The sequence below is a fragment of the Cytobacillus sp. C11.1 genome, assembly GCF_058145115.1.
Map to the genome: position 1 here is coordinate 235,785 of NZ_CM176935.1, position 19,112 is coordinate 254,896.

The following is a 19,112-nucleotide window of genomic DNA, read 5'->3' on the forward strand; positions in this document are numbered from 1 at the left end:
AATTATTTGTTTCCCATCATATGTAAGCTTTTACACGAATGAAAAACGAACCGCCCGTCAATATGTGGATATCCTCCATCCTTTTCATATCCTGCCTGTGGAAAACCAGTTTTTCCATTGCTAACCGCAGAATATGTGGACATTTCAGTGGATAACGGTTCTAATCGCTAGAAAATGATGAATTTTGTCGAAAATCTTATACCCACTCCTGCATCTTAATCCTCCTTTATTGCATTTTAATCTTCATTTTTTACATCTTGGACACAAAATGTTCAAAATCTATTTTTCTAATTTATAATCTATGTAAACGCATTCATTTAACTTTTATAATAAAGGGGGATTTACCATGATTACATTTCTAGCCGGTATTGCTCTTTTAATTATCGGATATTTTACGTACGGAAAGTTTGTGGAAAGAGTATTCGGTGTTCAGGAAGAGAGATCGACTCCTGCCTATACGCATCAGGATGGGGTTGACTATCTGCCGATGAGTACGAAGAAGAACTCGCTGATTCAGCTCTTGAATATTGCGGGTACAGGTCCTATTTTCGGACCGATTCTAGGGGCGCTATACGGTCCTGTCGCATTCATCTGGATTGTGATTGGCGCGATATTCGCTGGTGCTGTCCACGATTATTTAACCGGAATGATTTCCATCCGCAACCGCGGTGCCCACTTGCCGGAGCTTGCAAGCAAGTTCCTGGGTAAAGTTATGAAGCATGTTGTGAACGCTTTCGCTGTGCTTCTTCTGCTATTGGTTGGTACGGTGTTCGTTTCAACGCCAGCAAGCTTGCTTCATGTTTTAATGGACGGCAAAGTTGCACTTGGCATTATTGTCGCTGTGATTTTCGCTTACTATATCCTGGCTACTTTAATGCCAGTTGATAAGATTATCGGACGCCTTTACCCTTATTTCGGTGCTTTGCTTGTCATCAGTGCCCTTGGAGTAGGGATCGGATTACTTGTTAAGGGAGCACCAATTCCTGAATTATCGCTGAGCAACTTCCATCCTGATAACTTGCCTATTTTCCCATTAATCTTCTTCACGATTACATGTGGGGCACTTTCAGGATTCCATGCGACACAGACACCGATTATTTCTCGTACGACTCAACGTGAAAAACAAGGACGTAAAATTTTCTACGGCATGATGATTGCAGAAGGTGTTATTGCTATGATTTGGGCAGCTGCAGCCATGAGCTTATTCAACGGTCCAACTGGATTGAATGAATTGTTGGCAGCAGGCGGTCCTGGAGCAGTTGTGAGTGAAGTATCTACTATGATGCTTGGTGCAGTAGGCGGTACGCTTGCCGTTCTTGGTGTCGTTGTTCTTCCAATCACATCCGGAGATACTGCTTTCCGCAGTGCGCGTATGATTATCGCTGAATACCTTAACATTGCTCAAAAGAAAATGTCCAGCCGTTTGTGGATTGCTGCTCCTCTTTTCGTAGTATCTTTCGTTCTTACGAAAATTGACTTTAATCTATTGTGGAGATACTTCAGCTGGGCTAACCAAGCGACAGCCGTAATTGCTCTCTTTGTAGCAGCGATGTATCTTTATATCGCCAAGAAGAACTACTGGATTGCCCTAGTACCAGGAACTTTTATGCTGGTGATGGTGATCACCTACATCTTAAACGCGAAGATTGGTTTCGGTCTTCCAATGAATATTTCCTGGATTGGAGCTGCAATCGGATCGGCAGCACTTGTCGCCCTATTCTTTAAAGCAGCAAAGAATGCACGAAGAAACAACTTCCCTCTTGATGATGACGTTTCCAACTGGAAGGGTGCAGCCTAATGGGCTGCTGCAGTCCTAACTTTCGGGAAACTGTCAAAGAACAAGAGGATAAGGTAAATAAAAAAGGCAGTGAAAAGATTCCCTTACTTGCTAAGATGGCTATGGTCATCATAACCGCAGGAGGATTGCTGACAGCCTATCTTTTATAGCTAAAAAAGTGCACGTCCCAACGCGTGCACTTTTTCCTATATAATGGAATTAGAAAAATTCAAGGAGGGAAAGTGAATGAGAATTTTAACTGTAGGAGCTGGCGCCATTGGCGGCTATTTTGGCGGAAGGCTATTGGAAAAAGGCGCGGATGTTACCTTTCTGGTTAGGGAAAAAAGAAGGCAGCAGCTTGAACGGAATGGATTGTCTGTCGAGAGTATCCATGGGGACATGAGGATCGCAAACCCCAAAACCATTACAGCTGGAGAAAAAGCAGAGGAATTTGATGTGATTCTTCTATCCACCAAAGCATACCATCTGCAGGGAGCGATTGAAGATATTCGTACATATGTAAGCGAAAAAACAGTGGTTCTCCCCCTTTTAAACGGTATTGCCCATTTAGATATGCTGACAGCCGCTTTTGGAGAAGAGAAAGTACTTGGCGGGCTCTGCTTTATCGAAACGACCCTTGATGAAAACGGAAAAGTGATTCAAACAAGCCCGATTCATGACTTCGTATTCGGCGAACGTTCAGGTGAAAAAACAGAGCGGATTCTTAAGATGCAAGAAGCTTTTTCTGGTACAAAAGCGAACTTCCGGCTTTCTGAAAATATTGAGCAGGAGATGTGGCATAAGTATCTGTTCATTTCTACCCTCTCAGGCGTTACATCCCTTTTCCGCTCTCCCATTGGGCCCATCCGCGAACAGGAATACGGGTTAGCCACTGTAAAAGAGTTGCTGAAAGAAGCTTCAGCCGTTATGAGAAGCATTGGTGCTCCTCTCGCTGAAGGCATTGAAGAAGCACAGGTGCAAAAGGTAAACGAAATTGGCTACGAGATGAAATCTTCCCTGCAGCGGGATATGGAAAAACAGCAGGCAATTGAAGCGGATCATTTCTTCGGGTATTTATTAGAGAAGGCTAAAGATCTAGGCTTTGAAGCACCTGTAATCGCTGCGGTGTATTCAAACTTGAAGGTTTATGAGAAAAATAGTTTGTGAGGTTGAGGCACCTGTTGAAGCAGGTGCTTTTTTTTAGGCAGTGTTAACGCAAAATATTAATATTAGCACCCTGTTGATTGGAGCGGAAGGCACGAGACTCCTGCGGGAGAAGCGCGTCAGCGGGAGACCCCGCAGGCGCGAATGCGCCGAGGAGGCTCCCGGACCGCCCGCGGAAAGCGAGTGGCTGGAGCGGAAATCAACAGGCCAATTTAACACAGCCATAGAAAAAACCCGAGCAGGATTTCTCCCCTCGGGTTATAGGTTTATTACTTCACACTGCTGTTGAAGTTATAGAAGAATTTAGCTGTGATTGAGCCGTCTTTATTTTCTTTAATGTCTGTTACATGGATTCCGGAATCAGCTGGCACATCGCTGTTACCCTTCCAGAAGTAGTAAGAACCAGAGTGAACATTTCCGGATACCGGTGTGATCTTACTTCCTGTTTTGAAGAAGTCGCCTGCGTTACCGCGGTTCAAGTTTTTCTCAAGTTCATATAAGCCGTCTGCCTGAAGGACAGATAATCCGTAGTGTGTAACTTCAGTACCGTCACTTGCTGTTTGGGACTGATTGTACTGGAAGCGCTTGTTCATCCAGTTTTCCACATTGTTAGGGCGGAAGCCGGCAGTTTGGTAAAGATTGATGATGTTTTCATCCACATGCCATGCTACTAAGCCATGAGAATCTGCACCTTGGCGGATTAAGCCTTTGTTGAAGCCGTCCTGTTGAACGTTTTCGAATAGGAAGTATTCAGTACCGTTAGAGCCTGGCACTTCCATTTTTACGATGCCGTTGTCAGCGGCCTTTTCGTCGTTGATTGGAGGTAAAGTGATTTCTTTAACACCTTGACCTGGTTTTACTTCAACTGGATTCACCCATCCTAAGAAAATCTTAGAGAACGGATCAAAGTGAGTTGGTGAGTTTCCTCCGTATACTGCAGCGTCCGGATAGCGCATCCAGGAACCGCCTGCCATCATGGAGTAGTTACCAACACCCTCGGAAGAGTAAACTGTATCATAGAAATCAGGCAATCCTAAAGCATGTCCAAATTCATGGGCATATACCCCTGTTTGGGCCGGGAATGGACCTGTTTTTGCTTCTTCTTTGTAAGTGTTTGTAGCTGCATCAAATCCGGCAACGTTACCGCCGATACCTGGCTGGATGTTATAGTTGTTCACAACTACGCCATCATAAGTCATATCTTCTGCTACTGTTTTATCAATCCAAGCGCCTTGTGACATACCTGCATACACATCTGCTGGTTTGCCAGTTTCATAGTATTTACCATAATATAAAGCACTTAAGAGGCTCCACTTGTGAGACCAGAACTGTGCTGGATCGCGGCTGAATTCGGCTCCTGTACCTTCATGGATTACGAAAATATTAGGAACTTCTCCATCTACAGCATACTCCGAGAAATTAACCTGCTCGTCAGCAGCTTTTAAAAGATCACGGATGAATTCACCTGTATGTGCATCACCATTTACATTTCCTAGTACATATTTGCCGTTTTCAGCATATTTGCCTTCTTGATCTAGATAGTATGAAGCCCCTTGTGGCATCTCTACCCATACAAATTCTGTATTTTCTTTACGAACCAAGTTGGTTTTACCATAACTGGATTCTTTATAAGCATTTTGCATTGTGCGGTTCTTTGGAACGTCTGGACCATCATATTTCTTGAACTGCTCCAGCTCATATGGATTATATTCTGTTCCAAAAATTAAATCCTCGTAATAGTGCGCTGGAACTTGTCCTTTCATATCCCCGACAGGCTCGTCCCCATCCGGATATTTTGCTAGAAGAACTAGAACTGGAATATCCCCTGTTGCTTCTTTATATGCAACATGATTGTCACCAGGCTGCTGGAATTTTGTTCCCAAATTACCTGCCTTTTCAGCCGGATCTACCTTCGATAAATCAATTCCCAATTCCTTTGCTTTTTCAGCAAGTTCAGGTGCAGCTCCGACATGATCTGCCAGACTGATCTGATATTTACTTTCCTGCTTAGCTTGAGTATCTGCCGGTCCCACTCCTGCAAAAACGGCACTTCCAGCTAAAGCTAGGGATAAAGCTGATGTTGATAGAACTTTTAACAAGTGACTCACTCCCCTATTTATTTCTGCACTCTAATTATTTCTATACTCTAAATAGTATAAAATATTCAGTATTTTCTAAATAGGAAGAAAGGAGGGTTTAATAGAAAACTTCGTGGTCCGAAAGACTTATTTTTCTGAAAAGTTACAGGTGAAATGATCATTTCTAAAGTAAAATTTCTTTTATCAGGTTAATGATTTATAATAGAGGGATATGTAAATAAAGGAGATTCTAACATGACTCATATAGAAGAAAATGAAAGAAAAAAGATTAGCCTTAAAGAAGCGATGAAACAGCAGCTTGAAAGCAAAAAGCAGAACCAAGCGGGCGGAAAGTTTAATAATAGCCCTGTGAAATCAGCTAAAACATTAAAGAGCCAGCAAACGAAAAAAACGAATAATCAGCGGAAACGGACGGGTGTGTAATGAATGGACAGAACCGGGCAAACATTGCCCCTGGAAACAAAGTGAAAATTGTACTAAAAAAGGATCAGCGAACGGGAACTCTGACTGAGGGAACAGTAAAGGATATTTTAACGAAATCGCCTACCCACCCTCATGGAATCAAGGTTAGGCTAGTAGACGGCCAGGTCGGCCGGGTGAAAGAGATTTTACACGATTAAGATCAATCTTCTTTAGGAAAGATGAATCCCTTGGCATCTAGATCTTATTTATTTGGAGGGAAATCTTGGTTACACTGATCAAACCTTTACTGGTTAATATAACGATACTATTTTCTTTTACGTTTAACGGGAATTTGTTTTTTCCTTTCCAAACAAAAACCCCTCTTACATTGAAACAAAAATTAATTTATGGACTTCTCGGCTCATTTGGAGCCCTTCTGTGCATGTTATATCCGATTGAAACTTTGGGTGAAACGCACTTTGATTTAAGAATGGTCGCCATCATGATTGTCACTCTATATGCAGGCTGGCTGCCTGGATCGATCGTGCTTGTGAGTGTTGTCATTACGCGCTATTTGATTGGCGGGCAGTTTATCCAAATCGGTATTTTGGTTTCTGTATTAGCCTTTATTGTTACCTTTGCCTTAAGAAGGATCTTCCTGAATTCTAATCACAAGGTCCTCTCAGGGACTATGATTGCACTTTTATATTTCTTTATTTATATTTCCATCCTCGCTTCTGCGGTTATTTTTTTGGATACTTTCTTTTACTTGGTTTATTTCATCGCGTTTTATATTACATTTATCGCGCTGATTTTGTCATCGAAAATCTGTTCAGGATTAATAAGCAAGTCAATGAAATGATGTATGTTGATAAGCTGACTATGGTTGGCCAGCTTGCAGCTTCCATGGCACATGAAATCCGAAATCCCTTATCAACTGTCAGGGGCTTCATCCAATTTTTGAGTCAGGATACTTCTGATGAAAACTTAAAAAAGTTTTCGCCGCTTATTTTGGAGGAATTGGATCGAACAAATAGCATCATTACGAATTATCTTAAAGTCTCTAAGCCTGAACAGTTTCAGATTTATAATGTCCCCATGCATGAGGTGATTCAGGATTGTGTTCTCCTAATGAGGCCGTTTGCTTCTTACTCTAATGTCGTAATTGATTATGATGACAGCGGTCCTTTTTATGTGCAGGGTGATGAACATCATTTAAAACAAGCGATCATGAATGTCATTAAAAATGCGATTGAATCGATTCCAGAACAGGGATACGTAAAGATCCGCACACTTCCGGATTATTTTAAGAGCGCTGTTGAAGTAAGAATTGAAGATAACGGCCGCGGGATGACCCCTGAGCAATTGAAGCATATTGGACTGCCTTTTTATACAACGAAAACGAAAGGCACGGGCCTTGGCAGTATGGTTACAAATAAAATTATCCGCGAAATGGAAGGTTCCATTGAATATGAAAGCACTGTCGGCAAAGGGACAACGGTAAGGATTGTTCTCCCCTTGTTAAAGACGGAATCATGAAAAGAGTGCCTGCTCAAATGAGCGGCACTCTTTTTGCTGTATATATCAAGCTTTGAAGGCCATTCAATCAAACGTTTGATTGAAGTTTTATCCAAGTCTGCCCTGTGCTGCCGGCTGATATTTTCTCATTGGGCCTTTGGCCAGAACATCCCGCATATACAGATAGCCCTTTGGATTTGTTTTTTTCAGCAGTTCAAGCAGATATGTAATATCGTCCATCGCCCGGTGCGTTTGGCTGTCCGCAATCTGATGGGATTGCAAAAGTGTCAGCAGCTTGCTGTTTGTAAAACCATAGTCCTTCCACGGAACGCTTCTCATTGTACAATACCACTTTAATTCATTTACATCTTCAGGATACATCCGGTACAAAAAGCTCCTGTCAAAGGATGCATTATGTGCAAATGCGGCATCTGCATGATAGAAAAATTTCTTTATTTTCATATCATCAAAGCTTTTCCCGCTGACAGCTTCATAGGGAATGCCATGGACTCTGAAAGCGCTGCTGTAGTTATTTTTCGCAGATTTGCTTATGGGCTCTCTTAAAAAAGAGGCCTTGTCCTTAATATCAAGAATCTCCCCTGTATCAGAACGATAGGAAAACAGCTTCAAAGCCAGCTCGATAATTTCATCGGAAATCGGCCCAAGTCCCGTCGTCTCCACATCCAGCAGCAAACCCATTTTTTCCTGGTTTTTCATGGCCAGCCTCCTCTATCCATTTTTAATTAAGCATATAATAGAGGAGTACTGAATTCCAGCAGAACCACTCTCTTATATTTTTTTATTATTCTTTAATCGATCCACATAATCGGCATGATAGTTTTGATGCATATATTCACGGTTCTTCATAGAATAAAAGTAGCCGGTGGCTAAGGATAAGAACGCAAATAGAAACCCAACACCAAAGCCGAAGTTATGATAGCCCATTACGATGCTGATGATGGAAGTAAGCATTAGCGTCAGCAAAATATAAAATAAGATATTTTTGCTTTTCAAGGCGCTGCCTCCTTTGTTTAATTTTATATTTATTTCAATTTATTTGTTAACAGAATCCACAATCATTATAACAAAAAACGAATCTAATCAACTGCTTTAATCGTAAGAATAGTAATAGCATGTAAGGAGGTTTTTACCATGATGGGGCTTGTGATTGTACAGATTGCGGTCATTGGACTTTTTCTGGTTCTTGGATGGGCCGTCCGTTTTAAAAGGGCTTACTGGCTGATTTCAGGATTTTCACTTCGGCCTGAGGAAGAGAAAACGAGATTAATTGAAAATGGATACCCGCAAAAAACGGGCAGCTTGCTGATTGGCACTGCTCTTGGTATGCTGCTTCTTCTGCCCTTATCGTTTACCGAATTTCGATTTGCCATGGAAGTACAATTCGGATTTATGATAGTTGTTTTGCTCGGGGGATTTATTTATATATCCATATTTGAAGTAGCAGAAAAAAGGAAGCGCAGCTACATCATTGGGATCATTGTTTTTAGCTTGACGCTTGGACCCCTTATTTATTTTACTGTATCCAGCCACAAAGGTTATGAAATGTCACTGACAGAAGATGGTTTCAAAATCTCAGGGATGTACGGAGATGTGTGGGCGTATGAGGACATTCAAGACGTACAGCTGTTAGAACAGATGCCTGAAGTAACATGGAAGCAAAATGGGATTGGCCTGCCAACTCTGGCACAGGGACATTTTAAAGTGACTGGTTATGGAAGCAGCCTATTGTTTATTCAAAAAAGATTTTCGCCTGTGCTTTATATTGAATTGGAGGATGAGCATGTGTTTGTGAATAGCAAGGATGGCAGGGTGACTCGCGAATGGTTTGAGCAACTGCGCATGGAAAGCAAATAAAAAATCAGTGGTCGCTGTCAAAGAAACCGGGCGGCCATTGTTCGGAATGAAGCATATCTAAAAGGCTAAAACTTGAACGAGAGTGAAAACACATCCATAATAAGATAATCATAGTAAAATTTGGAGGTGCCTAAAAAACTTGTCATACATACTTTTAGTCATAGGATTTGCCCTCCTGATTGCAGGGGCGAACTTCTTTGTAGAGGGAGCTTCGAAAATTGCCGGTTTCTTGAAGATTTCTCCGCTTTTGATTGGTTTGACAATTGTGGCGTTTGGTACGAGTTCACCTGAAGCGACGGTCAGTATTCTGGCGGCACTGAATGGCAATGCGGACGTGGCGCTTGGAAATGTTATTGGAAGCAATATTTTTAATATTACGCTTGTGGTTGGAATTACAGCGATGATCAATCCCCTGCAGGTGGAAAGCGAGACAATTCGAAAAGAGATTCCTTTTACCTTGCTGGCAAGCATAGCCTTGATGATTTTTATCAGTGACAGAGTATTGGAATCCGTCAGCGAAGATATTGTGACCCGCGGCGATGGACTGATTCTGCTCTTGATTTTTGCTGTATTCATGTATTATTTGTTTGAAGTAGCTAGAAAAAGCCGCAGCAGTACACAAGGTGAGGAAGTAAAAACGAGCGGCTCCATATGGACGAAGCAAATACTGATTACACTGGCCGGCCTGGCAGCGATCATTTTTGGCGGAGATTTGGTGGTCAGAAGCAGCACAGAGATTGCGGTTTCGCAGGGAATGAGCGAAACACTTGTTGGCTTGACGATTGTGGCAGTTGGTACCTCCCTGCCAGAATTGGTCACCTCTATTACTGCAGCACTTAAAAAGCAAAGTGAGATCGCACTCGGGAATATTGTTGGAAGCAATATCTTTAATATTCTTTTTGTACTTGGTGCAGCCGCAACGATTACTCCATTGGGAGTTGACCCAAAGATCATTGTAGATATAACGATCATGATTCTGCTGACGGTCGTGCTCCTGGCGTTCTCAAGAACCCACTATGCAGTAGGTAAATATGAAGGCAGCTTCCTAGCAGCAGCTTATATCATCTACTTGATTTATATTATTGTGCGGAATTAAAGTCAGAGTCGGGCCTCCATAGGCCCGGCTTTATTTTATAGGGCTGATGTTTCCGAAAAATACTGCTGTTTTCCCGGTTTTAAAAGCTGCCAGCATAGATAGAGAGAAAGAAGCAAATTGAAACCGGATAATAGGACGATTGTATAGCGAAGCGGAAAAATATCTCCCAGCACGCCGATACCGAGCAGAAAGACGATTTGTGCAACGCTTTGGATGACGCCGATGACACTTGTCATTCTGCCCATGATTTCAACAGGTACATTGTTTTGGTAAAAGGTTTGTTGAGTCCACCTGCATAATATTGGAATAGTTACAATTTTTAGTATAGCACATAGGAACAGCCTTCTTAGGCCAGAAAAATAAAAAGGCGCTGGAGAAGATTCTCCAGAGCCTTTAATCAGCTAGCGGCCGAATTTTTATTATAAGAAACCGTTGAGCCGACATTTCTTAAACCAGCAAAAAACCTAGCGGTGAAGATAATCGCTGCCAGCACAATAAAAATTCCGCTGACAGCCCCCACCTGGTCGGATAATACCCACTGCGGCAAGTGCTCGGCCCATCTCCTTGGTGCACCGATTCCACCTGCATACAAAAATGAACCGACGAGACCTGTAAAAAAGGAAAAGTATAGAGCGATGCCAAACGTATCGATGCTCGTATGCGTTTGATTGGCTTCGGTTTTATTAAAGTAATACATAAAACCGATGATCATCGCAATCAGGCCCATTCCCATATACGTATGAAAATGTCCGGGAACCCATTTTGTATTATGCATCACATGATTGACAACTATGGTCGCATCAATGATCGCGGGGATTGCTCCTGCCACCCAGCCAAACATCGAAAGAAAGAACAGGCTTGAGGCAAAATCCCATTTCATTCGCGAACGATAGACAATCATCAATGCACCATAGGCGGTAACGACCATAACGGGCAGGCCGTTGGCATAGGAAAAGACTTGCCCGATGATGAGCATCCATTTTGGGACCGCAAAGTCCATCAACAGATGATGAGTATAAATCATTAAGGTAAAAAGAGTGGAACAGTTCCAGGCAATCAAAAAGATCTTATTCGATTTCCATGGCCTTCCTGTATATTCAGAGAGGACTTCATAAACTGCAATAACTGCCATATATATCGTGCAGTTGGCGAAGATATGGCCAAATGCGTAGGTTAAGTGCTTGGCAAGCAACGGGTCAATTGTAATCGCCGGGTTTATAATATTCAGAAGTGAGGCGAGGAGCACCGTTGCCCCTGCCAGAAGAGCCGTCGAGTTGGTGATAATGACCATGGCTGTTGCCACTACGGCTGCTGGCGGTCCATAGCCTTCTTTCCCTCTGAAGATGATATCCCACCCGAGTGCCTTGCCAAGTCCTCCATAAACCTTTGTCAGCCTGGCAGCCAAATACATATAGAGAATTAAAAAGCCAATGCCCAGGATCAGCATGCCTGATAAAAAGAATATCGCCCCTGCTGCCCCATAAAGCTTGGCCGATTGGGAAGGAAGCGGATATAAAAACGTCCAGCCATCTGAAAAATGAAAGACGAATATAGCAATCAGAACCATGGCAACCCCAATGAAGAAAAAAGCAAAATTTACTATTAAAATGGCAGGATTCAGTTTGACGTATCTGGACAGGAAATACCACAATATAGCTGTACCGCCCAATGCAGCAATCCCAACCATCCCTGTTCCGTGTGCAGTCATTATTTTATAAAACCACTGTGGGGTTATGCTGATCATATTCCCCTGATTCATAAGCATGATGACACCAAAAGCCATCATCAGGATTAAAACCATTGATACTGCAGCCAAATACCATATAATCGTTTTCTTAGCCAAAGGGTGGATGCTCTCATTCATCAAAGGCTTCCCCCTTCCGGTTCAACAACAATCTCTTTCACCATAACATGGTGGCCGGTTGAACAATATTCAAGACAGAGTATTTGATAAGTCCCGGGTTCTTCAAAGGTATAATAGACGGTATTTGTATACTCCGGCATAGCCTGCGTTTGCGCGACAAGCTCCATTTTTTCATTATACAAACCAAATCCATGAGTAACATCGTCTGCTGTCACTTTAAATTGAACTTGGTCGCCTGCCTGGAATCGGTCCTCGCTCATCTCCCAGGCGTATTGGATTCCAGTAACCTCAACGGTTTTTATTTCATTTAGCCCGGTCGCTTTCGCCTGATGGCGGTCATATGGCAGTCTTCCAAGCGTCATGACACTGGCAAAGCCCATAATCGCAATAAGGCCGAGAAAGTAGAACTTCCTGATTTTATACCCCTTTTTCTGTATGTGACCATAATCCGCACTGCGCTTTGATTCACCGTAGACAAAAGCAAAAGCCAGTGCCAGCAGAAACACAAAAAAAACAGTCGCATACATGGCAATCTGTTGATACATCCATACCCCTCCCATAAAATGTTTGATCATGAAACAAGGCATCCCCAATCCCCTGTTCAGTTTCACAACCAATTTTATGGGATTTCAATATTAAATTCGGTGATATATGTCCTATTTAACGTACTTTTTTAAATATTTTGCAAAAAATAAGATGCCCTTGATCCGGACATCTTTTTCACTAATTCCTATCTATTGTATACATCATCCAAAAGCCGATATCTTCAAAACCTATTCGCTTATAAATCGCCCCTGCTGCGGGGTTGTCGTAAAACAGGCACAGTTCTTTATTTTCTGCAAGAAGCTGCCTGCAGAGCTTGACCATGCATTGAGTCGCATACCCTTTTTTCTTGCTGTTTTCGGCAGTAGCTACGCCTACAACCATAGCAGAAAGGGAATTTTCAGCTGTGGTTGATGCAGTACTGACCATTTTTCCATCATCCTCTATATAATAGGAACGGGAGATCCATCAGCCAAGACACGCCTTTTCCGTTTTACCGTAATCATTGAATCGCTGAATTCAGGAATGCTGTTGAGCAGCTCCACAAGCTTTTCTGCATCTTCCGGACTTGCCTGCAGTACAGCCGATGTATCTGTACGTTTTGCTTCCTTATTCAATGCTGTGCATTTTGCATAGTATGTTTCCCGCTTTCTTTTTATCCGGCCGCTGACATAAGGCTCAATTTGTGCTGTAACTTCTTTTAAACCGGACATCATTCCAAAGCCGGGATCTTTCAGCATGATTTCTGCAAAGCACTCCGCATCAAATGTTCCTTCTGCAAATGGAATGTAATTTTCTTCATACTTTAATAAAACCGCCTTAAGATCTCCGCTTTCATTGAATTCTCCCCATACCTTTTGAAAATCCTGCTCATACCCGTATTGCTCAATGTCTCCTATAATAAACAGGTTCTCTGCCGGCTTCTGCTTTAAAAAGCGGAAGCACATTTCGTGGTCTTGTTCAGTCAATCTTCTAATCATGTCTTTTTCTCCTTATTCCTTCTAATTTTCTCCCTAAAAGATTCGCTGATACCGGTTCACGTTTCAGCTCCCTCGCCCAGACAGACAGCTGGCCGATGTGATGAATTTCATGAGCAATGATGTGATGGAGGATTTCCTCCTTTTTGAAATCGCCTTCCATCCATGGCGGGCTAACCTGCTCACCCCCTTGAACCGGCCACTCCTTTTGAAAAAATCTTTCAAGCTCTATCCGGTACCCATCTGATAACGCCTTCACTTTTTCCAGTGTTCCATGATCAGAATATAACGGATCTTTCACTTCTCTCCCTTCAATGACACAAACCCAGCTGTATTCTACATCCACAATGTGAAAAAGTGTTTGTAAAATGCCGCCAACTCCCCCGGTTCTTTCAGCCTTAAGCTCATCCAGGGAAAGCTTTCGGCACCATTCAAACCAATCATCACGAACTTGCCAGTTATAGCGGAATAGTGTTAGCAATTTGGGACCTCCCTGCTTTTTATGCTTATATGAGAGTTCTTCAATTTATGATAAATTCCTCCAAATTTATTATTTCATTCGCATAATTCCTCCTGTTGTATTCAATCCTATAAGAAGTGGTCTATGCAGAAAGGGGATTGAAATGTGAAGAAGAACTTAGTGGTTTTTTACATATCAGTTGCTATCCTAATATTGCTGGTTTTATTTGGCGTTTTTGTGCCGGATGCCTTGGAGGAAGTAACAGCAAATGTCCAGACCTTTATTACCGATAAGTTCGGATGGTATTATTTAATACTTGTTTCGTTCATTGTCCTTGTTTGCTTATATTTTTTAATCAGCCCATTGGGAAAAATAAAGCTGGGCAAGCAGGATGATAAACCTGAATTCTCACGCCCTACCTGGTTTGCGATGCTGTTCAGCGCCGGGATGGGGATTGGGCTTGTTTTCTGGGGAGCTGCTGAACCCATTTATCATTATGCAGTGGGGTCCCCTACTGGAGGTCAAGTAGGAACAGATCAGGCAATTCGTAATGCCATGCGGTACACATATTTTCATTGGGGGATTCATGCCTGGGCCATTTATGGCATTGTCGCTCTTGTTCTTGCTTATTTTAACTTCAGGCATGACGAACCTGGATTGATCAGTGCAACACTCCGGCCAATTCTTGGTGATAAAGTAGAAGGCACTACCGGAAAAGTGGTCGATATAATCGCCGTTGTGGCGACTGTCATTGGGGTTGCAACGACATTAGGATTCGGGGCGATGCAAATTAACGGAGGGCTTTCCTATCTTTTTGGCATCCCCGTTAGTTTTCCGGTTCAGGTAATAATTGTTCTGATTGTCACGGTCTTATTTATGATTTCCGCATGGTCTGGCCTCGGGAAAGGGATTAAAATTCTCAGCAATGCCAATATGCTTTTGGCTGTCCTTCTTTTCCTGCTGACTTTTTTTCTCGGGCCGTCCTTATTCATTCTCAATTTATTTACAAATACACTCGGTACTTATCTGCAATTCCTGCCAAGCATGAGTTTTCGGATTGCGCCTTTAAATGAGGATGTACGGGCCTGGATTAACGGCTGGACCATTTTTTACTGGGCATGGTGGATTGCCTGGGCACCTTTTGTCGGCATCTTTATTGCACGTGTTTCAAAAGGAAGAACCATCCGCGAATTTGTTTTCGGAGTACTGCTTGTGCCGTCATTGATCGGATTCATTTGGTTTTCCACTTTTGGCGGGTCAGCGATTATGCAGGAGCATAATGGGGTTGCGAAGATTTCAGAACTGGCTACAGAGGAAGCGCTGTTTGGCGTCTTCTCGAATTTTCCGTTCGGGACAGTGCTCTCCATTATTGCGATTATCTTGATTTGCACCTTCTTTATTACCTCTGCCGATTCCGGCACCTATGTACTGGGGATGATGACTACAAATGGCTCGCATCATCCGGGGAATCGAATCAAGTTTATCTGGGGAATTATGCTATCCACCATTTCACTCGTACTAATTTACTCAGGCGGTCTGCAGGCACTGCAAAATACGATGATTGCAGCTGCTCTTCCGTTTTCCATTATCATGGCATTAATGACTTTCAGCTTGATCAAAGCTTTGCAGAAAGAAGCGAAGGAGCTCGGGATTGGGAAGATTCCAAAGAGGAAGCCTTAATACAAAACCTGCAGATTTGACGTCTGCAGGTTTTTGATGTTTATTTTACCGGAATCCAAACTTCGGAATAATAATCCGGACTAGATGCATCACCCGCTGGGTAGACTTCCATTTCAGGTGCTCCCGCATGCTCAAAACCGCTCGACGGGAACCATTCCGAAAAGATTTTTTTCCAAGTATTTTGCATGGCATGCGGCATGGCGCCATGCACTTCAAATACAGCCCATTTGGATGCCGGAATCTCCATGCTTTCGAGGCTCTCCAGCTTCTCGCCTTTGTAGCTGGCTGTAACCCAATAATCCATGCTGTCAGGCTTTGTGTTTCGTTTATCCACACAAATGCCGAGAACTCCTTTTACTTCCCCATTATTTAATTGGAACAGCTTGTCGCTTGTTCCGTCACGATTCACTTCTTCCCACATTTTCGGTATGCCGGAAAGATTCTCTTCATTGCATAAAGAGAATTCTTTCTTTACTCCAGCCACTTGAAAAGCGCCTTTTTCCACAATTGAGTATTGCATTGGTTCTGCTCCTTTCAGACTCACCTGAATGGCCAGGCGGTTATATGATTTGAGCTTTCCAGTAAAATTCCTTGCTTCAGTCGGTGTAATCCCATGCTGCCTGCGGAAAGCTTTCGTAAAAGCTTCGGGAGTGTCGTATCCATATTTGTAGGCAAGGTTAATAATTTTGCAGTCTGTTCGGATCAGCTCCTGTGCTGCAAGAGTCAATCTTCTGCCTCTGATATATTCTCCAACCGGCATTTCGGTGAGAATGGAGAATGTTCGCTGAAAGTGAAAAGCAGAAGAATTCGCTTGTTCAGCAGCTTTCTGGATGGAGAGGTCCTCTTTGAGCATATGCTCTTCTATATAATCAATCGCCTTTTGCAGTGATACGATCCATGACATTCTTGATCACTCCCTTGAATACATCCTAACAAGTTTGAAAATGGGTATCCTGTCTTTTCGTGCTTTGTTTTGGCAGGCAGACTCTTAGAAATTCTTATTTTAGGTGGGAAATACCTGCTGAAAGAGCAATGTTTTTATGAAAAAGTCACTCTGGAGGAATTGTTGAAGCTCCAATGGTTGGGTTGAAGCCTTTTACCGGCCATTATTGGTAAAATACCGGCCAATTTTAGCTAAATACCGGCCGAAATGGATGATTTACCGGCCAAGCAGCTCTGGCAGCCGCGACATACATTATTTATCGGTCACTTCAGGAGGTTTATCGGTCAGATTCTTCATTTATCGGTCACTTTTCTATTTTATCGGTCAAATACTTAGGTTTATCGGTCAGATTTCAAATATATCGGTCACTTCCTAATTTAACAAGGTTTGTTCCGATTCAGCAAAAAACCAGCTGCTCCCATAAAGAGCAGCTGGCCACATTTCAGTATCTTATATGACACGTTGCCAATGGCGATGTTTGGCAATCGCATTGATTACACTTTCGCTGAAGGATTGGATATCATCATTATTTCTGTTTGCTACAATTCCCATTTCTGCGAAGGTTTTCGATTGGGTGCCTTCTTGCCCCAGCGCATCCTTGGCCTCTGCAGGCAGCAATTTTTCTCCTTCGCTGCCAATGGCGATCGTTTTAAAATGCTGGAATGCTTCACGAACAAATTCTTTCGCTTGCGGCACCATCTTTAGTGCCTCTGCGCTTTCTTTTCCGCCAGCTACATAGACTGCGTCATACATAACAGAGTGGCTGGTCAGGAAGGTTTGCTTCACTTCCAGTTCTCCGTCATCCCCTTTGATCATGCCAAGGTTTTTGCTGACAATTTCAGCCGTAATGCCTGCTTCCTTTAAGGATTCCATTAGTTTGCTGACTTCCTTATAGTTAAAACCATTATCAGCGAGAATGGCAGCTTTTCTCGTTTTAGGAGATTTTGCTGTATTCATCTGGCTTAAAGCCGGCGATGATAGCGTCACTTTGGATTCATTCGCAGCATCCGGCACTTTTGCGCCAACACCCAGGGCAATTTGCTCGGCAAGGAAAGCATCTACGTTGCTGAACATATCGACAACCTGCTGCTGAACATCTTTGCTTTTTACCTTTCCGACTTCGAAACGGAACGCTTCAATGATATGCTGCTTTTCAACCTCAGACATGCTGTTCCAGAACATTTTTGCCTGGCTGTAGTGATCCTTAAAGCTATCGCTGCGCTCACGCACCTTTCGTCCTTCAACCTTCTCCTGATAATGAACATAGCCGCCTTCCTCTTCAGCTGCAGGACTTGGGTCATTGTTCTGCAGGGAGTTCTTGTGGTAGGCGACCGGGCCTTTATTAATCGTCATGCGATGATAGCCGTCATACTGATTGTTATGGAATGGACAAACCGGCCGGTTGATCGGAAGCTCATGAAAGTTCGGTCCGCCAAGGCGGATCAGCTGGGTATCCGTGTAGGAAAATAAGCGTCCCTGAAGCAGTGGGTCATTTGAAAAATCAATTCCTGGGACAACATGGCCCGGATGGAAGGCTGCCTGTTCCGTCTCGGCAAACACATTATCCTGGTTGCGGTTCAGCGTCATTTTTCCCATAATCTTAACCGGCACCAGTTCCTCAGGCCAAAGCTTTGTCGCATCTAAAATATCAAAATCAAAGGCGAATTCATCTTCTTCATCAATCATTTGAACCCCAAGCTCGAATTCAGGATGATCCCCCATTTCAATCGCTTCCCATAGGTCGCGGCGATGGAAATCCGGATCTTTTCCGGCAAGCTTTTGCGCTTCGTCAAACACTAGGGAATGCGTGCCAAGAACCGGCTTCCAGTGAAATTTCACAAAACGTGCCTTGCCCTGCTCGTTTACAAACCGGAACGTGTGAACGCCAAAGCCTTCCATCATGCGGAAGCTGCGCGGAATGGCACGGTCCGACATTGTCCACATGATCATATGGGCTGTTTCGGTATTATTAGCGGCAAAGTCCCAGAACGTATCATGGGCCGTTGAAGCCTGGGGCATTTCATTATGAGGCTCCGGTTTGAATGAGTGAACGAGATCCGGGAACTTGATGGCATCCTGGATGAAAAACACCGGGATGTTATTTCCGACAAGATCATAATTCCCTTCTTCCGTGTAAAATTTGGTGGCAAAGCCGCGTGCATCACGAACAGAATCTGCGGAGCCGCGGGAGCCTGCTACCGTTGAGAACCGGACAAAAACCGGTGTCTTAACCGATGGATCCTGAAGGAACTTTGCTTTTGTATATTCAGCCATTGATTCGTACACCTGAAAGTAGCCGTGTGCGCCGAAACCGCGGGCATGGACTACCCGCTCTGGGATTCGCTCATGGTCAAAGTGCGTCATTTTTTCCCGGAAGTGAAAATCCTCCATCAAGGTTGGACCGCGGGAGCCGGCTTTTAAAGAATGCTCATCATCTGAAACCTTTACACCCTGATTCGTCGTCAGTTTTTTGCCGGAGTTATCCATGCGGAACTCCTCCAGCTGCTTGTCCTTGCTATGCTCATTAACACCTTTGTTTTGCGGATCTTGTTTCAAGTGTTCATTCCTCCTTATTAAAAAGAAGCGGCTTGCTTCCGTTTTACCCTTTCTATGTAACTACTATAGGAAATACCCCCGAACACGGCAGGTAAACTGCCAATTGAAAAATATATTTTTAGAATGTAAGGAAAGCGTAAGCGCCTTGCCCCACCCCC

Annotated in this window: 19 protein-coding genes and 1 pseudogene; 10 read left to right on the top strand and 10 right to left on the bottom strand. The window is 43.3% G+C overall.

Annotation, left to right across the window (positions count from 1 at the left end; genetic code table 11):
* The first annotated feature begins 346 nt into the window (after window positions 1–346).
* The 3 genes from AC3ZVC_RS01170 to AC3ZVC_RS01180 all read left to right on the top strand — a co-directional run bounded on the left by AC3ZVC_RS01170 (window position 347) and on the right by AC3ZVC_RS01180 (window position 2,944).
* Entirely contained in the window at window positions 347–1,798 is a 1,452-nt protein-coding gene (locus tag AC3ZVC_RS01170) for a carbon starvation CstA family protein (RefSeq protein WP_490065918.1), read from the top strand.
* Window positions 1,798–1,947 (top strand): hypothetical protein, encoded by a 150-nt coding sequence (locus AC3ZVC_RS01175; protein ID WP_490065919.1) that lies wholly within the window; start codon window positions 1,798–1,800, stop codon window positions 1,945–1,947. The genes AC3ZVC_RS01170 and AC3ZVC_RS01175 overlap by 1 nt, the downstream gene beginning before the upstream one ends.
* A 76-nt stretch (window positions 1,948–2,023) precedes the next feature.
* Window positions 2,024–2,944, top strand: a complete 921-nt coding sequence (locus AC3ZVC_RS01180; protein ID WP_490065920.1) for a ketopantoate reductase family protein — start codon at window positions 2,024–2,026, stop codon at window positions 2,942–2,944.
* A gap of 266 nt (window positions 2,945–3,210) precedes the next feature.
* Here AC3ZVC_RS01180 and AC3ZVC_RS01185 read toward each other — a convergent pair whose 3' ends face one another.
* Window positions 3,211–5,040: a M6 family metalloprotease domain-containing protein gene (locus AC3ZVC_RS01185; RefSeq protein ID WP_490065921.1), complete on the bottom strand. Its 1,830-nt coding sequence runs from the start codon at window positions 5,038–5,040 to the stop codon at window positions 3,211–3,213.
* Window positions 5,041–5,274: 234 nt separating this feature from the next.
* Here AC3ZVC_RS01185 and AC3ZVC_RS01190 point away from each other — a divergent pair, with 234 nt between their 5' ends.
* The 4 genes from AC3ZVC_RS01190 to AC3ZVC_RS01205 all read left to right on the top strand — a co-directional run bounded on the left by AC3ZVC_RS01190 (window position 5,275) and on the right by AC3ZVC_RS01205 (window position 6,981).
* Complete coding sequence (locus AC3ZVC_RS01190; protein ID WP_214724141.1) at window positions 5,275–5,463, top strand: hypothetical protein; 189 nt, start codon at window positions 5,275–5,277, stop codon at window positions 5,461–5,463.
* Complete coding sequence (locus tag AC3ZVC_RS01195; protein ID WP_490065922.1) at window positions 5,463–5,660, top strand: YwbE family protein; 198 nt, start codon at window positions 5,463–5,465, stop codon at window positions 5,658–5,660. The genes AC3ZVC_RS01190 and AC3ZVC_RS01195 overlap by 1 nt, the downstream gene beginning before the upstream one ends.
* A 65-nt stretch (window positions 5,661–5,725) precedes the next feature.
* Entirely contained in the window at window positions 5,726–6,304 is a 579-nt protein-coding gene (locus AC3ZVC_RS01200; RefSeq protein WP_490065923.1) for a LytS/YhcK type 5TM receptor domain-containing protein, read from the top strand.
* Window positions 6,301–6,981 (top strand): ATP-binding protein, encoded by a 681-nt coding sequence (locus tag AC3ZVC_RS01205; protein WP_490065924.1) that lies wholly within the window; start codon window positions 6,301–6,303, stop codon window positions 6,979–6,981. Before AC3ZVC_RS01200 ends, AC3ZVC_RS01205 begins: the two co-directional genes overlap by 4 nt.
* Before the next feature lie 87 nt (window positions 6,982–7,068).
* Here the strand turns inward: AC3ZVC_RS01205 and AC3ZVC_RS01210 are convergent, their stop codons facing one another.
* Entirely contained in the window at window positions 7,069–7,677 is a 609-nt protein-coding gene (locus AC3ZVC_RS01210; protein ID WP_490065925.1) for an exonuclease domain-containing protein, read from the bottom strand.
* A gap of 72 nt (window positions 7,678–7,749) precedes the next feature.
* Complete coding sequence (locus AC3ZVC_RS01215; protein WP_214724133.1) at window positions 7,750–7,974, bottom strand: hypothetical protein; 225 nt, start codon at window positions 7,972–7,974, stop codon at window positions 7,750–7,752.
* 138 nt (window positions 7,975–8,112) lie between these two features.
* Between AC3ZVC_RS01215 and AC3ZVC_RS01220 the strand changes: the two genes are divergently transcribed.
* Window positions 8,113–8,835 carry a DUF3784 domain-containing protein gene (locus AC3ZVC_RS01220; protein WP_490065926.1) on the top strand — a complete coding sequence of 241 codons (723 nt, stop codon included), beginning with the start codon at window positions 8,113–8,115 and terminating at the stop codon, window positions 8,833–8,835.
* A 139-nt stretch (window positions 8,836–8,974) separates the two neighbouring features.
* Complete coding sequence (locus AC3ZVC_RS01225; protein WP_490065927.1) at window positions 8,975–9,931, top strand: calcium/sodium antiporter; 957 nt, start codon at window positions 8,975–8,977, stop codon at window positions 9,929–9,931.
* 35 nt (window positions 9,932–9,966) lie between these two features.
* Here AC3ZVC_RS01225 and AC3ZVC_RS01230 read toward each other — a convergent pair whose 3' ends face one another.
* The 5 genes and pseudogenes from AC3ZVC_RS01230 to AC3ZVC_RS01250 form a co-directional block, all read right to left on the bottom strand.
* A complete protein-coding gene (locus AC3ZVC_RS01230) occupies window positions 9,967–10,176 on the bottom strand; it encodes a hypothetical protein (protein WP_490065928.1) in 210 nt (69 codons plus the stop codon).
* A gap of 152 nt (window positions 10,177–10,328) precedes the next feature.
* Complete coding sequence (locus AC3ZVC_RS01235; RefSeq protein ID WP_490065929.1) at window positions 10,329–11,795, bottom strand: cbb3-type cytochrome c oxidase subunit I; 1,467 nt, start codon at window positions 11,793–11,795, stop codon at window positions 10,329–10,331.
* Window positions 11,795–12,340 carry a cytochrome c oxidase subunit II gene (locus tag AC3ZVC_RS01240; protein WP_490065930.1) on the bottom strand — a complete coding sequence of 182 codons (546 nt, stop codon included), beginning with the start codon at window positions 12,338–12,340 and terminating at the stop codon, window positions 11,795–11,797. The genes AC3ZVC_RS01235 and AC3ZVC_RS01240 overlap by 1 nt, the downstream gene beginning before the upstream one ends.
* A 178-nt stretch (window positions 12,341–12,518) precedes the next feature.
* Window positions 12,519–13,318 (bottom strand): annotated as a pseudogene (locus AC3ZVC_RS01245) (GNAT family N-acetyltransferase).
* Window positions 13,311–13,796, bottom strand: a complete 486-nt coding sequence (locus AC3ZVC_RS01250) for a DinB family protein (protein WP_490065931.1) — start codon at window positions 13,794–13,796, stop codon at window positions 13,311–13,313. Before AC3ZVC_RS01250 ends, AC3ZVC_RS01245 begins: the two are co-directional and overlap by 8 nt.
* 144 nt (window positions 13,797–13,940) lie before the next feature.
* Here AC3ZVC_RS01250 and AC3ZVC_RS01255 point away from each other — a divergent pair, with 144 nt between their 5' ends.
* The gene (locus tag AC3ZVC_RS01255; protein ID WP_490065932.1) at window positions 13,941–15,455 is read left to right on the top strand and encodes a glycine betaine uptake BCCT transporter; all 1,515 of its coding nucleotides are present in this window, start codon (window positions 13,941–13,943) and stop codon (window positions 15,453–15,455) included.
* Window positions 15,456–15,495: 40 nt separating this feature from the next.
* Here AC3ZVC_RS01255 and AC3ZVC_RS01260 read toward each other — a convergent pair whose 3' ends face one another.
* Together AC3ZVC_RS01260 and AC3ZVC_RS01265 are read right to left on the bottom strand one after the other, a co-directional pair.
* Window positions 15,496–16,359 carry an AraC family transcriptional regulator gene (locus tag AC3ZVC_RS01260; RefSeq protein WP_490065933.1) on the bottom strand — a complete coding sequence of 288 codons (864 nt, stop codon included), beginning with the start codon at window positions 16,357–16,359 and terminating at the stop codon, window positions 15,496–15,498.
* Window positions 16,360–16,848: 489 nt separating this feature from the next.
* Window positions 16,849–18,954, bottom strand: coding sequence for a catalase (locus AC3ZVC_RS01265; protein ID WP_490065934.1), 2,106 nt, complete (start codon window positions 18,952–18,954; stop codon window positions 16,849–16,851).
* Window positions 18,955–19,112 lie beyond the last annotated feature (158 nt).